18 protein-coding genes are annotated in these 19,980 nt (G+C 69.7%); 8 read left to right on the forward strand and 10 right to left on the reverse strand.

The features are described from left to right. Positions 1-40: 40 nt before the first annotated feature. From BJ972_RS05845 to BJ972_RS05855, 3 genes are read right to left on the reverse strand one after another with little or no spacing between them, the layout of a single operon-like run. On the reverse strand, positions 41-1,546 hold the full coding sequence (locus tag BJ972_RS05845) for a sensor histidine kinase (RefSeq protein ID WP_129172873.1): 1,506 nt from the start codon (positions 1,544-1,546) through the stop codon (positions 41-43). A gap of 26 nt (positions 1,547-1,572) precedes the next feature. After that, a complete protein-coding gene (locus tag BJ972_RS05850; protein WP_129172874.1) occupies positions 1,573-2,820 on the reverse strand; it encodes a CpaE/TadZ family protein in 1,248 nt (415 codons plus the stop codon). 1 nt (position 2,821) lies between these two features. After that, positions 2,822-3,442 (reverse strand): SAF domain-containing protein, encoded by a 621-nt coding sequence (locus tag BJ972_RS05855; RefSeq protein WP_129172875.1) that lies wholly within the window; start codon positions 3,440-3,442, stop codon positions 2,822-2,824. A 103-nt stretch (positions 3,443-3,545) separates the two neighbouring features. Here BJ972_RS05855 and BJ972_RS05860 point away from each other — a divergent pair, with 103 nt between their 5' ends. Beyond that, positions 3,546-3,830, forward strand: coding sequence for a helix-turn-helix domain-containing protein (locus BJ972_RS05860; RefSeq protein ID WP_129172876.1), 285 nt, complete (start codon positions 3,546-3,548; stop codon positions 3,828-3,830). 6 nt (positions 3,831-3,836) lie between these two features. Here BJ972_RS05860 and BJ972_RS05865 read toward each other — a convergent pair whose 3' ends face one another. Next, positions 3,837-4,433 carry a hypothetical protein gene (locus tag BJ972_RS05865; protein WP_129172877.1) on the reverse strand — a complete coding sequence of 199 codons (597 nt, stop codon included), beginning with the start codon at positions 4,431-4,433 and terminating at the stop codon, positions 3,837-3,839. A gap of 138 nt (positions 4,434-4,571) precedes the next feature. Here BJ972_RS05865 and BJ972_RS05870 point away from each other — a divergent pair, with 138 nt between their 5' ends. Next, positions 4,572-4,976 (forward strand): Rv3235 family protein, encoded by a 405-nt coding sequence (locus BJ972_RS05870; RefSeq protein WP_129172878.1) that lies wholly within the window; start codon positions 4,572-4,574, stop codon positions 4,974-4,976. A 79-nt stretch (positions 4,977-5,055) separates the two neighbouring features. Here BJ972_RS05870 and secA read toward each other — a convergent pair whose 3' ends face one another. The 6 genes from secA to mtrA all read right to left on the reverse strand — a co-directional run bounded on the left by secA (position 5,056) and on the right by mtrA (position 13,686). Continuing rightward, positions 5,056-7,863 carry a preprotein translocase subunit SecA gene (secA, locus tag BJ972_RS05875; RefSeq protein ID WP_129172879.1) on the reverse strand — a complete coding sequence of 936 codons (2,808 nt, stop codon included), beginning with the start codon at positions 7,861-7,863 and terminating at the stop codon, positions 5,056-5,058. Between the two features lie 184 nt (positions 7,864-8,047). Next, a complete protein-coding gene (gene hpf / locus BJ972_RS05880; protein WP_129172880.1) occupies positions 8,048-8,761 on the reverse strand; it encodes a ribosome hibernation-promoting factor, HPF/YfiA family in 714 nt (237 codons plus the stop codon). A 97-nt stretch (positions 8,762-8,858) separates the two neighbouring features. Then, positions 8,859-9,518 (reverse strand): ComF family protein, encoded by a 660-nt coding sequence (locus BJ972_RS05885; protein WP_129172881.1) that lies wholly within the window; start codon positions 9,516-9,518, stop codon positions 8,859-8,861. Positions 9,519-9,610: 92 nt separating this feature from the next. Further along, the gene (locus BJ972_RS05890) at positions 9,611-11,311 is read right to left on the reverse strand and encodes an LpqB family beta-propeller domain-containing protein (protein WP_129172882.1); all 1,701 of its coding nucleotides are present in this window, start codon (positions 11,309-11,311) and stop codon (positions 9,611-9,613) included. Next, complete coding sequence (gene mtrB, locus BJ972_RS05895) at positions 11,304-12,998, reverse strand: MtrAB system histidine kinase MtrB (protein WP_241830724.1); 1,695 nt, start codon at positions 12,996-12,998, stop codon at positions 11,304-11,306. The genes BJ972_RS05890 and mtrB overlap by 8 nt, the downstream gene beginning before the upstream one ends. 7 nt (positions 12,999-13,005) lie before the next feature. Beyond that, positions 13,006-13,686, reverse strand: coding sequence for an MtrAB system response regulator MtrA (gene mtrA, locus BJ972_RS05900; protein ID WP_129172883.1), 681 nt, complete (start codon positions 13,684-13,686; stop codon positions 13,006-13,008). A gap of 126 nt (positions 13,687-13,812) precedes the next feature. Between mtrA and BJ972_RS05905 the strand changes: the two genes are divergently transcribed. The 6 genes from BJ972_RS05905 (at position 13,813) to BJ972_RS05930 (ending at position 19,974) form a co-directional block, all read left to right on the forward strand. Next, positions 13,813-14,955 (forward strand): DUF7847 domain-containing protein, encoded by a 1,143-nt coding sequence (locus BJ972_RS05905; protein WP_164989876.1) that lies wholly within the window; start codon positions 13,813-13,815, stop codon positions 14,953-14,955. Next, complete coding sequence (locus BJ972_RS05910; protein WP_129172885.1) at positions 14,952-15,611, forward strand: DUF4129 domain-containing protein; 660 nt, start codon at positions 14,952-14,954, stop codon at positions 15,609-15,611. Before BJ972_RS05905 ends, BJ972_RS05910 begins: the two co-directional genes overlap by 4 nt. Further along, entirely contained in the window at positions 15,608-16,801 is a 1,194-nt protein-coding gene (locus tag BJ972_RS05915) for a DUF4350 domain-containing protein (protein ID WP_129172886.1), read from the forward strand. The genes BJ972_RS05910 and BJ972_RS05915 overlap by 4 nt, the downstream gene beginning before the upstream one ends. Further along, positions 16,798-17,760, forward strand: coding sequence for an AAA family ATPase (locus BJ972_RS05920; protein WP_129172887.1), 963 nt, complete (start codon positions 16,798-16,800; stop codon positions 17,758-17,760). The genes BJ972_RS05915 and BJ972_RS05920 overlap by 4 nt, the downstream gene beginning before the upstream one ends. Then, positions 17,761-19,089, forward strand: a complete 1,329-nt coding sequence (locus tag BJ972_RS05925; RefSeq protein ID WP_129172888.1) for a DUF58 domain-containing protein — start codon at positions 17,761-17,763, stop codon at positions 19,087-19,089. 126 nt (positions 19,090-19,215) lie between these two features. Then, complete coding sequence (locus BJ972_RS05930; RefSeq protein ID WP_129172889.1) at positions 19,216-19,974, forward strand: aquaporin; 759 nt, start codon at positions 19,216-19,218, stop codon at positions 19,972-19,974. The last annotated feature ends 6 nt before the right edge of the window (positions 19,975-19,980 follow it).

The following is a 19,980-nucleotide window of genomic DNA, read 5'->3' on the forward strand; positions in this document are numbered from 1 at the left end:
CGTCGATGTCGATCGACGCCCGCCGATATGCGTGAGCGGCCTATCGCGCGGACGTCGACGAACCGAGCCACCGCAGCGGAACGTCGATCGTCACCTCGGTGCCCGCGCCCATGATGGTGTGCCAGTCGATCGTGCCGCCGAGCTCGCCCTGGATGAGCGTGCGCACGATCTGAGTACCGAGCCCCTCGCCGACCATTCCCTCGGGCAGGCCGGAGCCGGTGTCGCGCACCTTGACGGAGAGCGTCTCGTCGTCGCGTGAGGCGTTGATCTCGACGTCGCCCTCCCGGCCCGCGAGGCCGTGCTCGACGGCGTTCGTCACGAGCTCCGTGAGCGCGAGGGCGAGCGGAGTCGCGTAGCCGCTCGGGAGCGTGCCGAACGAGCCCGACTTCTTCGGGTGAGCGGTCGTGTTGTGCGCCGAGGCGACCTCGGCGACGAGAAGCAGGACGCGGTCGAAGACCTCGTCGAAGTCGACGTTCTGCGAGAGCCCCTCCGACAGGGTGTCGTGCACGACGGCGATGGCCGCGACGCGGCGCATCGCCTGCGTGAGGGCGTCGCGCGCCTCGTCGGAGTGCGTGCGACGCGCCTGGATGCGGAGGAGCGACGCCACCGTCTGCAGGTTGTTCTTGACGCGGTGGTGGATCTCGCGGATCGTCGCGTCCTTCGTGATGAGCTCCTGCTCCTGGTGGCGGAGCTCGGTCACGTCGCGGCAAAGCACGATGGCCCCGACCCGTTCACCGCGGTGGCGGAGCGGGATCGCGCGGAGCGAGACCGTGACTCCGCGCGATTCGATGTCGGTGCGCCACGGGGCGCGTCCGGTGACGACGAGGGGAAGCGACTCGTCGACGACGATCTTGCCCGCGAGGAGCCGCGTGGTGACCTCCGCGAGGGACTCCCCTTCGAGCTCGTCGTTGAAGCCCATGCGGTTGAATGCCGAGAGGGCGTTCGGGCTCGCGAACGTCGTCGTTCCGTCGACGTCGAGGCGGATGAGGCCGTCGGATGCGCGCGGTGCGCCACGCCGAGGCCCGGTCGGAGCGCCCAGGTCGGGGAAGTCGCCCGAGGCGATCATCGAGAACAGCTCGTTGGCGCAGTCGTTGAACGTGAGTTCCTGGCGGCTCGGGGTGCGCGTCTCGCTCAGGTTCGTGTGGCGCGTGAGGACGGCGACGGGCTCGGACGCGATGTCCGGTCCCGACGTCGAGAGGCGACGCATGACGGGGACCGCACGCACGCGCGTCGGCATCTCCTCGAACCATGCGGGGGCCGACGAGTCGTGGATCTCGTGCGACTCGAAGGCCGCGGTGACGAGCTCGCGCCACTCCCCCTTGATGTCCTGGCCCACGAAGTCGCGATAGAAGAGCGTCGCAGCGCTCGACGGCCGCGAGTGAGCGACCGCGACAAAACCGTCGTCGGCACTCGGGACCCAGATCACGATGTCGGCGAAGGCGAGATCGGCGATGAGCTGAAGGTCACCGACGAGCATGTGCAGCCAATCGACATCGGGCTGACTGCTGCGACCTTGGGCGATAACGAGTTCACTGAGCGTCGACACGACCTCCAGCGTAGTGCGACTCTGAATTACCCTGCGGCCAGGCTGCGTCGGAGCGCACGTCGCGGCCGGACGGCCAGATCGTCGGCGGCGATCGGCAGCAGGACGGTGTCGACGAGGCCGCGGATTCCTGCACGGAGGCCCGACCGTGGAGCAGCCTCTCGGAGCGTGCGCGCGAGCAGGATGGCCGCATCGCTCGCGCGTTGGTCATGGGGCAGGAGCGTCGCCGTCTCGATGCCCGCGAAGCGGCGGAGCGACTGCCGCACCTGCCCGGCGGCATCGATGCCGAGCGCTGATCCCCGCACGCGATTGATCACGACGTGCACGCGCGAGGTCGACACGACATCGAGCAGGTCGACGTGGGCGCGGAGGAACCGCGCGAGACCGATGGGGTCGGCGAGCCCGACCGCGAGCACGTCATCGGCGAGACGCAGGCTCGCCGCGGTCGCCGCGTTGCGCCGAGGCGAGAAGAGATCGCTCGAGAGCTCGTCGTCGGCCTCGAGGTTGAACCCCACGTCGATGACGATGTCGGTGGCGACGGTACGGAGCACCTCGATGGCCGCGTCGATGCGGTCGGGCGCGAGCTCCGGCCACCGCCGCGACGTCGGGATTCCGGTCAGCACGCGGAACGGGCCCCCGGCCGCAGAGTAGACGGGTGCGATGCGGTCGAACTCGGCGCGATCGAGACTTCCGCTGCCGGCGAGCCTGCACGCCGACGCGAACCCGGGAGCTTCGTCGAGGAGGCCGAGTGCGGGCGCGATCGCACCGCCGTAGGTGTCGGCATCGATGAGCACGACGTCGCGACCGCGCGCAGCGAGCTCGGCGGCGACGTTGATCGACAGCGTCGTCCGACCGGGCGCACCCGCGGGCCCCCAGACCGCGATGACCCGAGCACCCCGCGGGTGCGCGGCCTCCGCCGTCTCGTCGACGCGCGCGCCGAGGACGGCCGACCCCCGGACGAAGGCGTCGATCTCCCCCCACGCGACGTCCGCCTCGAGCACCTCGTGGATACCGAGCGAGCGTGCGTGGTGACGATCGAGGTCGGTCGAGGCGAGCGCGACGACGCGGATGCCGCGCGAGTCGGTCGCTCGCAGCAGGTCGGCGCTGAGCGTCGAACGGCCGGCGCCGGCGAGGACGACGTCGACCTCGAGGTCCGGCAGCCTCGCTTCGGCCTCGCGAGACGACAGGAGGCGCGCCACGACGGTGTGACCGTGTTCGACGATGTCGGCCAGCAGCCGGTCTTCGGTCGCGTGGTCGAGGATGAGGAGCAGTCTCACGTCACTCCCCCGGCCCGGCGGGGACGAGGCTGATCACGTCGCCCGCGGCGACGGCCGCGAGGACGGCGGCGACGTCCGAACGGGGAACGATGAGTTCGACGGAGAGGGTGCTTCTCCCGCCGACGACGGACGCGTCATCGCGGATCTCGACGACCTCCGCTCCGCCGACGAGCACGCGCGGTGGGAGCGACTCGTCGTTCGAACCGCGCCCGGAGGCGACCGACCACGCATCGACGACGGCTCCCTCGGCGACGTCGCGCGAGACGGCGCCGACGACGGTGACCACGACGCGTGCATCTGCCGCGCGGTGCGCCTCGTCGACCGATCCGAGCGGGACGAGTTCACCCTCGGCGACGGCCCGGGTGACGACGAGGGGCCCCGCGTCGAATGCCGAATCGTCGAGATAGGCGGCGGCCGTCGCACCGAGGCGCACCGGGGTCTCGACGAGATCGTCCGCATCGATCTCGTCGCCCGGCGAGAGGTGCTCCTTCGCCACGAGGGCCGTCGAGTAGTCATCGAGGCTCGCGACGAGGCCGACGACTCCCGCGATGGAGGCGACGACGAGGGCCGCTCCGATCAAGAATCGAGGGTCGAGCCCCCACGAGCGTGCACGTCCAGCCATCTCATCCCTCTCTCACGACTCGACCATGCTCGCCCACGGGCGCGGCCGATGGGAGTTATCCACAGGACTGACCGCTGAGACGTCGGAGGGGGATAATCGATTCATGACCTCGCCCGGAGACGCCTCCGTCGGTCGCTTCCTCACCGTCTCGGACACCGCCGAGATCCTCAGCATCACGGTGAGCGAGGCGACCGATCTCGTGCGCTCGGGCGAGCTCCCGGCGATCCGCGTCGGCGCGAGTGGCCTCTGGCGCGTCGAGCGAACCGTCCTCGAGGCCTACATCGATGCGAAGTACGAGGAGTCGAGGCGCCTCGCGCTGTGGCTCCAAGCCGACTTCGCCGCGCTCCCCGAATTGTCGGGCGGCGCGATCATCCGCCCTTCCGACTGACGGTCGTCACTCCATCGTGAGGTAGCGGATCGCCGTGAGCGGCAGGATTCGGAACTCCGCGACATCCCGCGTTCGCCGCGGCACGCCGCGTTCGTGCACGGCGAGATCGATGTGATCCCTCGCGACGCGGTCGATCGTGCCGTGCACACGACCGGTGACCGTCACGATCGAGACTCCGACTCGGCGACGACAGAGGTCGCGGAGCGCGAAGACGAGCCCGATGCGCTCCATGAGCCTCGCCGTCGACTCGCGCTCGGTCTCGAGACTCGCGGCGATGCGCGACTCGCTCGTGACGACGATGGCTGTGACCGAGGCGAACGGGATGACGCAGGCCAACGGATACGGTCCCTCGCCGATGATGTCGCCGGCGAGCCAGTCGCGACCGAATGCGGTCGGTCGGACGTGGAAGGTCTCGTCGCCGATCTCGACACGCACTGCCGATGCAGCAGGCTCTCCGGGTGCGGCGAGAGCCGCGATGCGCTCGCGGAGCGACAGTCGCCCGAGCCGCAGCCGCTCCTCCTCCTGACGGAGCCCGCGGTCCTCGAGGTCGAGCTCGCGATCGAGCTGGACTTCGAGGTCGTCGAAGAGTCGGTTCCAACGCATGATCGAACGCTAGCGCGAGGAAGCGACCCCGAATCGGTTGTCCACAGCACGGTGTCACACAGATTGACAGATCCTCATGCAAGCGCTTACATACTCTCTGACGTGAGGTCACCCTCATTCGGGGGGAAGGAGTGCAGCATGACACGGGGTTCATCACCAGAAGCGCGGGCGGCGGTCGTCGAGACGGATCTCGATCGAACGACACTCCCCGACCCCGACCCCTTGCTCGTGAACCTCACGCGCTGCACCATGGAGGTCCTCGCGGGAGCGCGCGACATCGAGCAGCTGGCTCGCTGGGTGTCCGACGACGCCTTCCGGCATCTGCTCAAGCGGTCCATCCTCGCGGATCGCGCTCGTCGGGTGAAGGGCGTCGCACCGACGCGACCCGTCCTCACCGTCGGGCGCATCATGCGCGGTGCTCCGACCGACGGCGTGGTCGAGGCCGTGATCATGGTGCACCAGCGGGCGCGTTCCCGCGCGGTCGCCATCCGCCTGGAGGAGTTCAAGGGCCGCTGGCGCGCGGCCGCCATCAACGTGCTGTAGGCGAACCGCCACGACGACGAAGCGGCCGGGCGGACCTCATGGTCCGCCCGGCCGCTCGATGTCTCACGAGTGTGTCAGGTCAGCTCTTCTTGCCCTGCGAGCGTCGCTGTGCGCGGTTCTGAGGAGCGGCATCGCCCGATCCCTCGGCGCGCTGCCCGAAGGCTCCACGAGCACTCTCCGCGGCGGGAGCGGCCTGCTCGGGAGCCTGGCTCGCCGCGACGGCACGACGCGCGCGCTCGGTCGCGGCCTGCTGGACCTGACCCTTCTGGTTCCGCACCTCGACTCCGCCGGCGTCGCTCGGGGCCGTGTAGCTGAGCTTCTCCTCCGGAGTGGACGGACGACCGAGGCCCTTGGCGTCGACCGTCGGCGTCGCGACGGCTCCCGCGGGCTGGGAGACCTCGACCTCGAGGTTGAAGAGGAAGCCGACGGTCTCTTCCTTGATCGAACCCATCATCTGCTGGAACATGGCGTAACCCTCGCGCTGGTACTCGACCAGCGGGTCGCGCTGAGCCATGGCACGCAGGCCGATGCCGTCCTTCAGGTAGTCCATCTCGTAGAGGTGGTCGCGCCAGCGGCGGTCGATGACCGAGAGCACCACGCGGCGCTCGAGCTCACGCATCGCGGGGCTGCCGAGCTGCTCTTCGCGTCGCTCGTAGGCGAGCTTCGCATCCGACGTGATCTCGCGGCGGACGAGCTCGCGGTTCACGCGACCCTTCTCACCGGCCTCGGAGATGACCTCGTCGATCGTGATGCCGATCGGGTAGAGCGTCTTCAGCTCGGCCCACATCGCGTCGAGGTCCCACTCCTCAGGGTTGCCCTCGCCGGTGTGCTGGGTGATGACCTCGTCGACGACGTCCGAGAGGAAGCGCTGCGTGCGCTCGTGCAGGTCGTCGCCCTCGAGGATGTGACGGCGGTCGCTGTAGATGGCCTCACGCTGGCGGTTGAGGACGTCGTCGTACTTCAGGACGTTCTTGCGGATCTCGGCGTTGCGCGCCTCGACCTGCGACTGCGCCGAGCGGATGGCGCGCGAGACGACCTTCGACTCGATCGCGACGTCGTCGGGCACACCGCGCGACATGATGCTCTCGGCGGCGCCGGCGTTGAAGAGTCGCATGAGGTCGTCGGTGAGCGACAGGTAGAAGCGGCTCTCGCCCGGGTCGCCCTGACGACCGGCGCGACCGCGGAGCTGGTTGTCGATGCGGCGCGACTCGTGACGCTCGGTACCGAGCACGTAGAGACCGCCGGCCTCGAGCACCGAGGCGGCCTCGGTCTCGACCTCGTTCTTCTTGGACGCGAAGACCTCGTCCCAGACCGACTCGTACTCCTCAGGAGTGTCGACGGGGCTGAGGCCACGCTGGTGCATCTCCTGCACGGCGAGGAACTCGGCGTTTCCGCCGAGCATGATGTCGGTACCGCGACCGGCCATGTTGGTGGCGACGGTGACCGCGCCGAGGCGGCCGGCCTGGGCGACGATCGCGGCTTCGCGCGCGTGGTTCTTGGCGTTCAAAACCTCGTGACGCACGCCCTTCTTCGCGAGCTGACGCGAGAGGTACTCGCTCTTCTCGACGCTCGTCGTGCCGACGAGGACGGGCTGACCCTTGGCGTGACGCTCGACGATGTCTTCGACGACGCGAGCGAACTTCGACTCCTCGTTCTTGTAGACGAGGTCGGGCTGATCGATGCGCACCATCGAGCGGTTCGTCGGAATCGCGACGACGCCGAGCTTGTAGGTCGACATGAACTCGGCCGCCTCGGTCTCGGCGGTACCCGTCATGCCCGAGAGCTTCGAGTACAGGCGGAAGTAGTTCTGGAGCGTGACGGTCGCGAGGGTCTGGTTCTCGGCCTTGACCTGAACGCCTTCCTTCGCCTCGATCGCCTGGTGGATGCCCTCGTTGTAGCGGCGTCCGACGAGGATGCGGCCGGTGTGCTCGTCAACGATGAGGACCTCGCCGTTCATGACGACGTAGTCCTTGTCGCGCTTGAACAGCGCACGCGCCTTGATGGCGTTGTTGAGGAACGAGATGAGCGGGGTGTTCGCCGACTCGTAGAGGTTGTCGATGCCGAGGTAGTCCTCGACCTTCTCGATACCGGGTTCGAGCACGCCGACCGTGCGCTTCTTCTCGTCGACCTCGAAGTCCTCACCGGGGATGAGTCGCGTCGAGAGGTTCGCGAACTCGGTGAACCAGCGGTTCGCCTCGCCCGAGGCGGGGCCCGAGATGATGAGCGGCGTGCGCGCCTCGTCGATGAGGATCGAGTCGACCTCGTCGACGATCGCGAAGTAATGACCGCGCTGCACCATGTCGGTCGCCTGCCACGCCATGTTGTCGCGCAGGTAGTCGAAGCCGAACTCGTTGTTGGTGCCGTACGTGATGTCGGCGGCGTACTGCTCGCGACGCTGCGCGGGGGTCTGGCCGGCGACGATGCAGCCGGTCGTCATTCCGAGTGCGCGGAAGACGCGGCCCATGAGCTCCGACTGGTAGCTCGCGAGGAAGTCGTTGACCGTGATGACGTGGACGCCGCGGCTCGTCAGGGCGTTGAGGTAGGCCGCCGTCGTCGCGACGAGCGTCTTGCCCTCACCGGTCTTCATCTCGGCGATGTTGCCGAGGTGGAGGGCCGCTCCGCCCATGAGCTGGACGTCGAAGTGACGGAGGCCGAGGGTGCGGCGCGAGGCCTCGCGGACGGCCGCGAACGCCTCGGGCAGGAGGTCGTCGAGCGACTCGCCGTTCGAGTAGCGCTCGCGCAACTCGACGGTCTCGTTGCGGAGTTCGTCGTCGGTGAGCGCCTCGAAGTCATCCGACAACGCGTTGATGGCTTTCGCGAAGTTCTCCAGACGACGGAGCGTCCGGCCTTCGCCGACGCGGAGGACCTTTTCCAGAACTGAGGCCACGAATGCTCTCCCAAAATTTCGATCGGCGCAGGGCACGACGGTCGCCGCCGTTGCCGACGGTCATGATAGCCATGCTAGTGCCCGGCTCACTGGCAATCGACTGCGCCCGGGCTTCCGAGACGCCCGATCGCGGACAGCGAAACGCCCCGGACCTCGTGTCGAGATCCGGGGCGTCGCGGGCAGGTCAGGCGCGGGCGCCGGCCTGCACCAACTGCTCTTCGAGACCTTCCGGGCTCGCGGCATCGGCGTTCTCATCGAGGCCGATGACGCCGTAGTCCCAGCCCTTGCGGCGGTACACGACGCTCGGGCGTCCCGATTCGGAGTCGAGGAACAGGTAGAAGTCGTGACCGACGAGCTCCATGTAGTAGAGCGCGTCGTCGACCGTCATCGGCGTGCCGGCGAACGTCTTCCGTCGGATCACGACGGGTGTGTACACGTCGCTCTCGTCGGGCTCCGCCTCCTCCGCCTCGGCCACGACGGGGATCGCTCCCGTGCGCACGCGCTCGAGGACCTCGGCGTCCGCCGGGGTGATGTCGACGACGCTGAAGCCGCCGTCCGAGGCCTCGCGCAGGGAGGTCGGGCGATGCTTTCCGCGATGGACCTTCTTGCGGTCCTTGGCTCGGCGTATGCGTTCGAGCAACCGACCGAGAGCAACATCGAAGGCCGCGTACTTGTCGGACCCGTCGGCTTCGGCTCGCACGACAGGACCCTTTCCGATGAGGGTGAGCTCCACCCGATCGGGGCCGGCGTTGCCGTTGGTCTCGTGGTGCCTCGTGACCTTCACTTCGAGCGCGAGCGCCCGGTCGGCCAGGTGTGAGACCTTCTCAGCCTTCTCATCGACGTAGTCCCGGAATCGATCGGTGATCCCAACGTTGCGTCCGACGATGTTCAGTTCCATGATGACCTCCCACATACAGGCGTGAGTCGCCCCGCTGGAGAAGGGCGATCATCCTTTCACGCCTTTCGTGCCACCGTACCCCGCGCGCTGGGTGAAGTCACCACTTGACTTCCATCCGCGCGTGTCGGAGCGGCGTCTCGGCGATGACGGCTCCCGCGATCACCTCTCCACCCGCGGAACCCACGGCCCGCGCGGCCTCGGCGAGGGTCGAACCCGTGGTGAGGATGTCGTCGACGGCGACGAAGAACCGGCCGTCAAGCGGCCGTCTCGCCTCCAGGGTTCCCACCAGATTCACATGTCGGTCCTCTCGACCGAGGCCCGCCTGGTCGAGGCGGGCGGCGACGTGTCGGAGCACGCGCGCCGGGCGGAAGCCGGCGAGCGCGAGCACCCGATCGACGGGCCGATAGCCCCGAGCCCGAGCGGATGACGCGGTCGGGGGCACGACGAGGAGCTCGATGCCTTCTCGTGCTCGCCCGGCGAGCGCTCCGGCGAGCGCGGCATCGAGGGCGGGGGTGAGTGCGCGCGCGGCATCCGTTCGACCGCCGTCCTTGTACGCGGCGATGACTCGGCGGGCGACACCCGCGTACTCGAGGCCCGCGACGACGTCGAGACCGCCGCGCCGGACCGTGTGCGGTCGCGGCGCGAGCAGAGACCTGCACGCGTCGCACACGGCGCGATCGCCGGCACCGCAGCCGGAGCAGTGCACGGGCAGGAGGACGGCGGCGGCATCGAGGACGGCGGCTCGCACACGATTCATCGCCCGATGCTGTCAGGGGCGCGCTCTCGGCGTCCGCGTCGGTCGCGCCCCCTGTCGACTCGGCGCGCTCCCCGTCGGGCGTGGAGGAGCGGTCACTGTCCCTGCTGCGTCGCGAGGAGCGACACCGAGCCCGCGCGCGTCTGCCACCCCAGTCCGCTCTGCACGGCGACCTCGCCGGCCGCCGTGAGGATGCGGAGCTCGCGTTGCGTGTTTCCGCCGACGATCGAGACGCCGCTGACGGCACCCGACCGGCTCGAGCTGCGCCCGCCGATCTCCTGAACCGCGACGATCGTCTCCTCTCCCCCGACGGAGACGAGCGCGGCGACGTTGAGCGGGTCGATCCACGTCGCGTCGAGCGCGTCCCCCTCGACCGAGACGAGATCGAACGGCGTTCCGAGCGATGCGGGCGCACCGGCGGCGTCCGCGCGCTGGATCGATGCGACGAACAGGTGCGCGACCGATCCGCCCGAGAGGACGGCGAGCATCCTCGTGCCGTCGCGCGAGACGTTGAGCGCGACCATGGTGGTCCCCTCGGGCCAGCCGGGGTCGATGGTTCCCGACGATCCGTCGGGCGCGAACCAACTGAGCGCACCCGGGTCGCCGGCGGGCACCGACCAGACGACGCCGTAGCCATCGAGGGCGGGGGCGATGAGGCCCGGTCTCTCGTCGAGCAGCTCCGACTCGGAGCCGGCCTGCACGCGGGAGACCCCGGCCTCGCTCAGGACCGCCGCGACCGTGCCTCCGACGCCGAGCGTCACCTGTTCGGGCTCGAGCGCCTCGATCTCGTCGGAGAGCTCGGGGATCTCGGTCACGCTCTGCGACTGCAGCGAGAGGAAGCCGAACGCTCCCCCGGCCGACACGAGCGCTCGTGCGTCGACGCGCGGCGTCTCGACGGGCTCGGGCACGAGGGGCGACAACGCCTCGACGACGCCGTTGAACGAGAGGTCGACCGATCGGATGCTCCGCACCGATTCGAGACTGCTCGCGAGCTGGAGCTGCATGCGCTGCAGGGCGACGACCTCGTTGGACGCGTCGCCCGAGAGGTCGACGGTCGCGACTCCGGATGACACCGGCACGGCCTCCGAACGGAGTCTCACGCTGTCGGGGAACGCCGTGACGACGCCCGGTCCGAGCCACTCGCTCGGGCCGGCGAGGAGCGCCTTGACGATGCTCGTCTGGGTCGACTCGCGCTGTCGTGGGAACCACCGGAGATCGGGCACGAGGTACTCGAATGCGGGATCGAAGAAGTAGAGGGCGTGCTTCGCGAACACCTGGGCGAACGTGGCCTCATCCGTCAGCACGCCGGGCGGAGCGACGCTGATGCGCCACTGGCCGTCGACCTGCTCGAACTCGTAGTCGAGGGGCACGGGCGAGCCCGGCTCCTCCTCGCGGTACTGGCCCGTGCTCGTGACACTCGCGATGGGCGATGCCGCGACGCGGATCGAGGTGTCGGATGTCGCGGTGAACGAGCGTGTCTCGAAGTTGAGGTCGATCGTGACGCCCGCCTCGGGGTGCCAGTCGGACGCGAACGCCGGCGTCAGGAAGTCGCGGGCGATCTGGTAGTTGTTGCGCGGGCTCGCGGCGGCGAGGATGAAGCCGTCGAGGATCTGCTGCTGGGTGGCGTCACGCTGCGGGCCGCGCGCGATGACGTCGAGTTCGATCGACTCCTCGACGGCGCCGGGCTGGCCCTGCTGCACGGGCCCCGACGAGGGGATGCCGGTGCAGCCGGACAGGGCGACCACGGCGACGAGGGCGAGCGCCCAGCGGGCGAGCGATGACCGGAGCTCACGCATCGCGTGCCCCCTTCCTCGTCGACGGTTCGTCGTCGAGCGTCGTGACGGAGCCCGTCGAATCGATGAGGTCGAGCACGGCTGTCGCCGTGCCCGCGGCATCCTCCGGTGGGAGCGGGATCGGCGATGACGGGATCTCGTCGCCCGCGTGACGCGGCAGCGTCAGCCGGAAGCACGAGCCGAGGGACGGCGCCGACCAGACCTCGAGTCGTCCGCCGTGGGCGACGGCGTCCTCGAGCGAGATCGCGAGGCCGAGTCCGGTGCCGCCGATCGTGCGCTTGCGACTCGGGTCGGCGCGCCAGAATCGGTCGAAGACGCGCTCGGCGTCCTCCGGCGTCATCCCGAAGCCGTAGTCGCGGACCGCGAGGGCGACGGCCGCCTCGTCGCTGTCGACCGTCACGACGATCGGGCGCCCCTCACCGTGCTCGATGGCGTTGCCGAGGAGGTTCCGCACGATGCGCCGGATGCGCCGCGGGTCGAGTTCGGAGTCGAAGTGACCGCCCGGAGCGACGAGGCGTACATCGCTGCCGCGCTGCTCGGCGAGCGTGTGCATGCTCTCGATCGCGTCGCCCGCGAGCTGCACGAGGTTCGTCGACTCGAGGGCGAGGGTGACCGACCCCGCGTCGTAGCGGCTGATCTCGAGGAGGTCGGACAGGAGGAGTTCGAAGCGTTCGGTCTGCGTGTGCAGCAGCTCGACCGTGCGGGCGGTGTCGGGCGGGAAACTCTCGCGCTGCGCATCGAGCACGTCGCCGGCAAGTCGGATCGTCGTGAGCGGAGTGCGCAGTTCGTGCGAGACATCCGAGACGAATCGTTGCTGCATGACCGAGAGCTCGGCCAACTCGGCGATGCGGGCCTGGAGGCTGTCGGCCATGCCGTTGAACGAGCGTGCGAGCGTCGCGAGCTCGTCGGCGCCCTTCTCGGGCATCCGCACCTCGAGGTCGCCTCCGGCGAGACGACGGCTCGTGAGCGCCGCCTGGCGGATGGGGTCGATGACCCAGCGCACGACGAAGAGCGTGATCACGGCGAGCATGATGAGCAGGGCGATGGCACCGATCGACCCCGTGAGCTGCACGAAGCGCAGGGTCTGGTCGGCGTCGGCGAAGCTGTAACCGAGGTAGAGCTCGTAGCGTCCGGCCTCGGGGATCTCGATCTGCGTGCCGACGACGACACCGGGGTCGGCGCCGCCCGAGTCGTTCGCGAGGCTCACGGACTGCCAGAACTGGCCGTCGCGATCCGCCTGCACCTGGGCACGCAGTTCGGGCGTGAGCACCGACGAGAGGCCGGGACTCACGAGGTCCTGAGGCGCGATGCTGGATGCCTCCTGGTCGGGCACGCGGATCAGGGCGATGTACTGGCTCGACGACGTCGTCTCGATGAGACCCCGAGCAGAGCTGAAGACGCCCTGGACCGCGGCTCGGTCGGCCGCGTCGGAGGACTCGAGCACGCGCTGCGCGGCGATGTCGGCGCGATTCGAGGCTCCGAGCACCTGATCGAGGCGCGACTGGAAGAGGTTCGCCTGGACCGAGAACGAGAGGTACGCGCCGATCACGAGGATCGCGAAGCTCGACAGCCCGATCGTGATGAGGACCGTGCGGAACTGCAGCGACTCCCGCCACAGGGCGGTGAACGACTGGGGCCACAGCCGCCACCCTCGCCAGGACAGCGGCGCCCGGCCCGGCTCGGCGGCCACTCGCTGCCTAGAGCGCCGCGCCGGCCCGGTAGCCGACACCGCGCACGGTCATGACGATGCGCGGGTTGTCGGGATCGTGCTCGACCTTCGCGCGGAGGCGCTGGACGTGGACGTTCACGAGTCGCGTGTCGGCCTTGTAGTGGTAGCCCCACACCTGTTCGAGGAGCATCTCGCGCGTGAAGACCTGCTGCGGCTTCGTCGCGAGGGTGAGCAGCAGGTCGAACTCGAGGGGCGTCAGGTTGATGCGCTCCTCGCCCCGCCGGACCTCGTGCCCCGCGGCGTCGATGTCGAGATCGCCGACGCGCAGGGTCTCGGAGACCGATGCCGGGGTCGGCCGCAGTCGCGTGCGGATGCGAGCGACGAGTTCCTTCGGGTTGAACGGCTTGACCATGTAGTCGTCGGCGCCCGACTCGAGACCGCGCACGACATCCGCCGTGTCGCTCTTGGCCGTGAGCATGATGATTGGCGTGCCCGACTCCTGCCGGATGCGCGCGCACACCTCGATGCCGTCCATGCCCGGGAGCATGAGGTCGAGCAGGACGAGCTCCGGTTTGGCGTCGCGGAACGCATCGACCGCGAGGGCACCATCGGCGCAGAAGACAGGGTCGAAACCCTCACTGCGCAGGACGATACCGATCATCTCCGCGAGGGCGGTGTCGTCGTCGACCACGAGTACGCGTGTGTTCATTCCCTATTTCCCGTCGGGTTCGGCACTGGCGTGCGTGCGACCAGCGTAGCCGAGGCCTGCTTGGCGATGGCCGACAGGCGCGGTCGATGTGCGAGCATGGACGGACGTATCGAAAGGGCTTCGTCTGTGAGCGATCGGGACAGTTGGCTTCCTCCGTCGGGTCCTGCCGTCGGTTCCCTCCCCTCGTCGTGGGCCCAGCCGGAGCCCGAGAACATCGGGCAGCCGGGCGGTCCCGGCTTCGTTCCGCCACCGCCGTCGGGGTGGACACCGCCCCCGAAGCCCGGCCTCCTCCCCCTCCGCCCGCTCGGATTCGGCACCCTGCTCGGCGCGCCGTTCCAGGCGATCCGGCGCAACCCCGCGCCGACGTTCGGCAGCGGCCTCCTCGTGCAGCTCGCGGTCGGTCTCATCACCGTCGCGGTGCTCGTCCCCTACTTCATCTGGCTCACCGAACGGATGGCGCGCGCGGCGGCCGCCGACATCGACACCATCGCGCTCGGCGGCATCGGCACGATGCTCCTGCTCATGCTCGTCCCCCTCGCGATCTCGGTCGCGGGAACGGCTCTGCTGCAGGGCATCATGGTCGTCGAGGTCGCGAGCGCGACGCTCGGCGAGCGCCTGCGGCTCGGCGCCCTGTGGAAGCGTGGCGTCAAGCGACTCGGCCGACTCATCGGATGGGTGCTGCTCGCCTCGCTGGCGGTCCTCATCCCCGCACTCATCGTCGTCGCGATCACCATCGCGATCTCACTGATCTCGCCCGTCGCCATCGTCATCGCCGTGCTCGTCGCCGGGCTGCTCGCGCTCGGCCTCGTCGTCCTGTTCGCCTGGCTCGGCACGAAGCTCTCGCTCACGCCGAGCGCGATCGTGCTCGAAGACCTCACGATCCGAGCCGCGATGAAGCGCTCGTGGCAGCTCACGAACGGACACTTCTGGCGCATCTTCGGCGTGCTCATCCTCGTCAACGCGATCGTGAACATCGCAGCCCAGCTCGTCTCGGCCCCGTTCCAGCTCATCGGTCCCATCGTCATGAGCGTCATGGACCCGACCGGAACGGGCAGCGGACTCGCGGTCTATATCGGCATCATGGTCGTCGGCCTGGCCCTCACCATGGTCGTCTCAGCCGTCGGCACGGTCGCGCTCTCGGCTCTCGTCGCGATCATCTACATCGATCAGCGGATGCGCACGGAGGGCCTCGACATCGAGCTCCAGCGCTATCTCGAGGTTCCCGTCGAGCAGCGCGCCGGCCTCCCCGACCCGTATCGGCGCGCATGATCCCTCCGCGCCTGATCGGCACGGACGTCCCCGTCGCGCCCGACGCTCCCGATGCCCGGAACTGGCTCATCGACGAGTTGTCGAAGCCCGAGTACACCGCCGCGAAGCCGACCCTCCTCGAGCAGGCCACGCAATCGTTCCTCGATTGGATCGGCTCGCTCTTCTCGGGAGCCGGTGACGCGTCGGGGCTCCTCGTCGCCGTCGCGGCCGTACTCCTCGTCGTCGCCCTCGTCATCGGAGTGCTCATCTACGGGCTACCGCGCCTGCGTCACCGCTCGGCGGCCCGCGGCTCGCTCTTCGGCGAGGACGACGATCGATCGGCCGACGACCTCCGTCGCGCCTCCGATGCGCGTGCGGCCGCGGGCGACTGGTCGGGCGCGATCGAGGAGCGCTTCCGCGCCGTCGCGCGAGCGCTCGTCGAGCGCACGGCCGTGAGCCTCGCCCCGGGGACGACATCGCATGCCTTCGCTCGATCAGCGGGCGACGTCTTCCCTGCAGAGCAAGCATCGATCGGCTCTGCGGCAGACTCCTTCGATGCCGTCCGCTACCTCGGCCGCCCGGGCGTGCGCGAGGACTTCGAGGCGATCCGGTCGCTCGACGAGCGGCTGGCCGCTGCATCGATCGACCTCGCTCCCGTGGCCGGTGGGGCCGCATGACGCTCACCCTGACACCCACGGTCCGCCAGTCGTTCCGTCGGCGACGGATCTGGATCGTCTTCGCTCTCCTGGCGATCGCCGCCGCGGTGGCGACGCTGCTCATCCAGAATGCGTTCAGTGCGGCCGGCCGCCCCCTCGCCGCCGACTCCCCCGCTCCCGGCGGCGCCCAGGCCGTCGTCGAGGTGCTCCGAGATCAGGGAGTGGATGTCACCGTGGCATCCTCTCTCGACGATGCCGTCACGCGGGCGGAGGCGACCGACGCGACGCTCTTCGTGCACGACGGCGACGCGCTCCTCGACGGCCGCCAGTGGTCGCTGCTCGCCGACTCGACTCCGCGACTCGTCGTGGCGGCGCCCGGGTTCACCGCCCTCCGGGCCATCGCCCCCGGCGTCGCGACGGCCGGTGTCGCAGACGACACCCCGCGCCCCGCTCAGTGCGACATCCCCGCGGCGACCCGAGCGGAATCCCTGTCGGGCGCTCTTCGTTCGCTATCGACCTCGGAGGCCGAAGGCGACGTCGTGGGCTGCTTTCCCGATGACGACGGAGCGTTCGCCCTCGTCGACGCCGGAGACGTCGCCCTCGTCTCCGATACGGCGGTCTTCGCCAACGAGTCCATCGTCGACGGCGGCTCCGCCGCGCTCGCACTTGGACTGCTCGGCGAGCGCGACCACCTCGTCTGGTATCTGCCGGTGATCTCCGACGTCGATGCCGACACCGCCCCGACGCTCGCCGAGATCACGCCCGGCTGGGTGAGCCCCGCGATCACCCTGCTCATCGTCGCCACGATCGCCGCGGGCGTCTGGCGCGGCCGCCGATTCGGTCCTCTCGTCGCCGAAGACCTCCCCGTCGTCGTGAGGGCGAGCGAGACCATGGAAGGCCGCGCCCGCCTCTACGCGCGGACCTCGGACCGCGGCCACGCGCTCGATGCGCTGCGCGCCGGAACGCTCGGCCGCCTCGCCCGCCACCTCGGCCTCGGAGCGACGGCGCCCGCTCGCGAGATCGCCGACGCGACCGCGGGCCTCATCGATGGCGACCGCGCGGCCATCCACGCACTGCTCGTCGACGCGTCTCCCCTGACCGATCGCGACCTCGTCACGACGGCGCGCGACCTCCACGACCTCGAGCAGCGTGTCACCGACACGCTCCGACCCCGCACCATGCCGACCGAACCGGAAGGAACCCGCCCATGACAGCAACTCCCGACGAGCTGCGCTCACGTCTGAACGACGTGCGCACGGAGGTGTCGAAGGCCGTCGTCGGCCAGGACGGCGCCGTGACCGGGCTCATCGTCGCGCTCCTCGCCGACGGCCACGTGCTCCTCGAGGGCGTGCCGGGCGTCGCGAAGACCCTGCTCGTGCGTTCGCTCAGCCGCTCGCTGTCGCTCGACACGAAGCGCGTGCAGTTCACGCCCGACCTCATGCCGGGCGACGTGACGGGCTCTCTCGTCTACGACCCGCGCGACGCCGAGTTCGAGTTCCGCGAGGGGCCGGTCTTCACGAACATCCTCCTCGCCGACGAGATCAACCGCACTCCGCCGAAGACGCAGTCGGCTCTGCTCGAGGCGATGGAGGAGCGCCAGGTCTCGGCCGACGGCGTCTCGCGTCGACTGCCCGACCCGTTCATCGTCGCGGCGACGCAGAACCCCATCGAGTACGAGGGAACGTACAGCCTTCCCGAGGCCCAGCTCGACCGATTCCTCCTGAAGCTCGTGCTCGCCGTTCCGGAGCGCGAGGTCGAGGTCGAGGTGCTCCGCCGCCACGCGACCGGCTTCGACCCGCGCGACCTCGCGGCGGCGGGTGTGTCGCCCGTGCTCGGTGCCGAGGACCTGCGCGCCGCCAAGCACGCGGTCTCGTCGGTCGGCGCCTCGGCTGACGTGCTCGGCTACCTCGTCGACCTCGCTCGTGCCACCCGCCAGAGTCCCTCGGTGCGGCTCGGTGTGAGCCCGCGCGGAACGACGGGTCTCCTCGCCGCCGCCCGCGCGTGGGCGTGGCTCACCGGCTACGAATCGATCACTCCCGACCACGTGCAGACGATGCTGCTGCCGACCTGGCGTCACCGCGTGCAGCTGCGACCGGAGGCGGAGCTCGAGGGCGTCTCGATCGACGCCATCCTGTCGTCGATCGTGCAGCAGGTCAGGGTTCCGATCTAGGTGGCCGTCTCGGGCTGGTTCGTCCTCCTCATCACCGTCGGTCTCGTACCCCTCGTCGCCGGCGGTGCCGATCAGGCGAGCGCATGGTGGATCGCGGCGGGATGGATCGCGGCGTGCATCGCACTCGGCATCATCGACCTGTCTCTCGCGGCATCGCCGCGCCAGGTCACCGTCGAGCGGCGCCTTCCGGCGCGCGTGCGACTCGGCGAATCGATCGAGTCCGAGCTGTTCCTGACGAACTCCGGTGCACGACGCATGCGCGCACTCGTGCGAGACGCGTGGCAGCCGTCCGCGGGCATCGACCGGCGCGGCCGTCGCCGCGTCGACCTTCCGCCCGGCGAGCGCCGGGTGCTGTCCTTCTCCCTCACTCCCGCCCGTCGCGGAGAGCGACGCGTGGCCGTCGTCGCCGTGCGATCGTGGGGGCCGCTCCGCCTGTGGGCGCGTCAGGCCGACCTCTCGGCTCCGGGCCGAATCCGCGTCCTCCCGCCCTTCCTCGCCCGCAAACACCTTCCCTCACGGCTCGCGCGCCTCCGGGAGCTCGAAGGCCGGACCCCGGTCATGGTGCGCGGCAACGGGACCGAGTTCGACTCGATCCGCGAGTACGTGCGCGGCGACGACGTGCGCTCGATCGACTGGCGGGCGACGGCGCGAGCCGCCGACCCGACGGGCGGTCAGCGCCTCATGGTCCGTACCTGGCGGCCCGAACGCGACCGTCGCATCGTCATCATCACCGACACCGCGCGCTCGTCCGCCGCGCGGATCGCCGACGAGCCGCGTCTCGACACGTCGTTCGAGGCGAGCCTCCTGCTCGCGGCCCTCGCCTCGCACGCGGGCGACCGCGTCGACTTCCTCGCGTGGGATCGCCGCGTGCGCGGGCGGGTCTCCGGCTCGAACGGGCCGGAACTGCTCAGCCGTCTCGTCGACACCATGGCGTCGATCGAGTCGGAGATCATCGAGCCCGACTGGTCGAGCGTGCCCGCCCAGGTGCGCTCGATCACGAGCCGTCATGCGCTCGTGATCGTGCTGACGAGCATCGACTCCCCCGGCGCCACGCGCAGCCTCCTCGCCATGCTGCCGCAGCTGACCGCTCGACACACGGTCATCGTCGCCTCGGTCACCGACCCCTCGCTCGACACCGCCGTACGCGATCTGAGCGACCGCGAGTCGACCTATCTCGCCGCGGCGGCCGAGCGGGCGTCCCTCGACGTCGAACGCGTCGCCTCGGCCGTGCGTCGTCTCGGCGCGCACGTCGTGACCGCGGCGCCGGCCGACCTGCCGCCCGCGCTCTCCGACCGCTACCTCGATCTGAAGGCGGCCGGCCTGCTCTGATCGTCGCCGGGCGTCATCTGATGACACTCGGGCGTCTCGCTCACACGATGACGGAGGAATCCGATACCCTCCGAACGACCGCCGAAGCTCGGTGGTTGCTGTGCATCATCTGTGAAAGGACCGACAATGTCAGACTCCGCAGCACCCACACCCGGCCTCGGCGAGAAGCTCACCGCCGAGATCATCGGAACCTTCATCCTCGTCTTCGGCGTCATCGGAACCGCCCTGTACTCGGCGGGCTTCGCCGGAGGAGACGGCGGCTTCAACGTCGGATTCCTCGGAGTCGCCCTCGCGCTCGGCCTCAGCGTGGTCATCGGCGCCTACGCCTTCGGTCCGATCTCGGGCGGCCACTTCAACCCTGCGGTGACCATCGGTCTCGCCGTCGCCGGGCGCTTCGCCTGGCGCGACACGATCAGCTACATCCTCGCCCAGCTCGTCGGCGGTGTGCTCGCCTCGACGCTCCTGCTCGTCATCCTCGCCGCGAGCGACAAGCTCACCGCGACGAGCTTCACGGGAGCATCGACGGGTTACGACGTACTCTCGCCCGACGGGTTCGGACTCGTCTCCGTGTTCATCGTCGAGGCGCTCACCACGGCGGTCTTCCTCTTCGTCATCCTCGGGGTGACGAGCGTCCGCGCCGCAGCAGGCTTCGCTCCCCTCGCGATCGGCTTCACCCTCACGGTGCTCGCCCTCATCGCGATCCCGGTGTCGAACGCCTCCTTCAACCCGGCTCGATCAATCGCCACCGCGATCTACGGCGGCCCCGACGCGATCGGTCAGGTGTGGCTCTCGATCGTCGCGCCGATCGTGGGCGCCATCATCGCCGCGGCGATCTCACGATTCGTGTTCGACCGCCCGGGGCGCATCACCAAGATCGCCCACTAGACGCAC

Source organism: Agromyces atrinae, from assembly GCF_013407835.1.
GTDB lineage: Bacteria > Actinomycetota > Actinomycetes > Actinomycetales > Microbacteriaceae > Agromyces > Agromyces atrinae.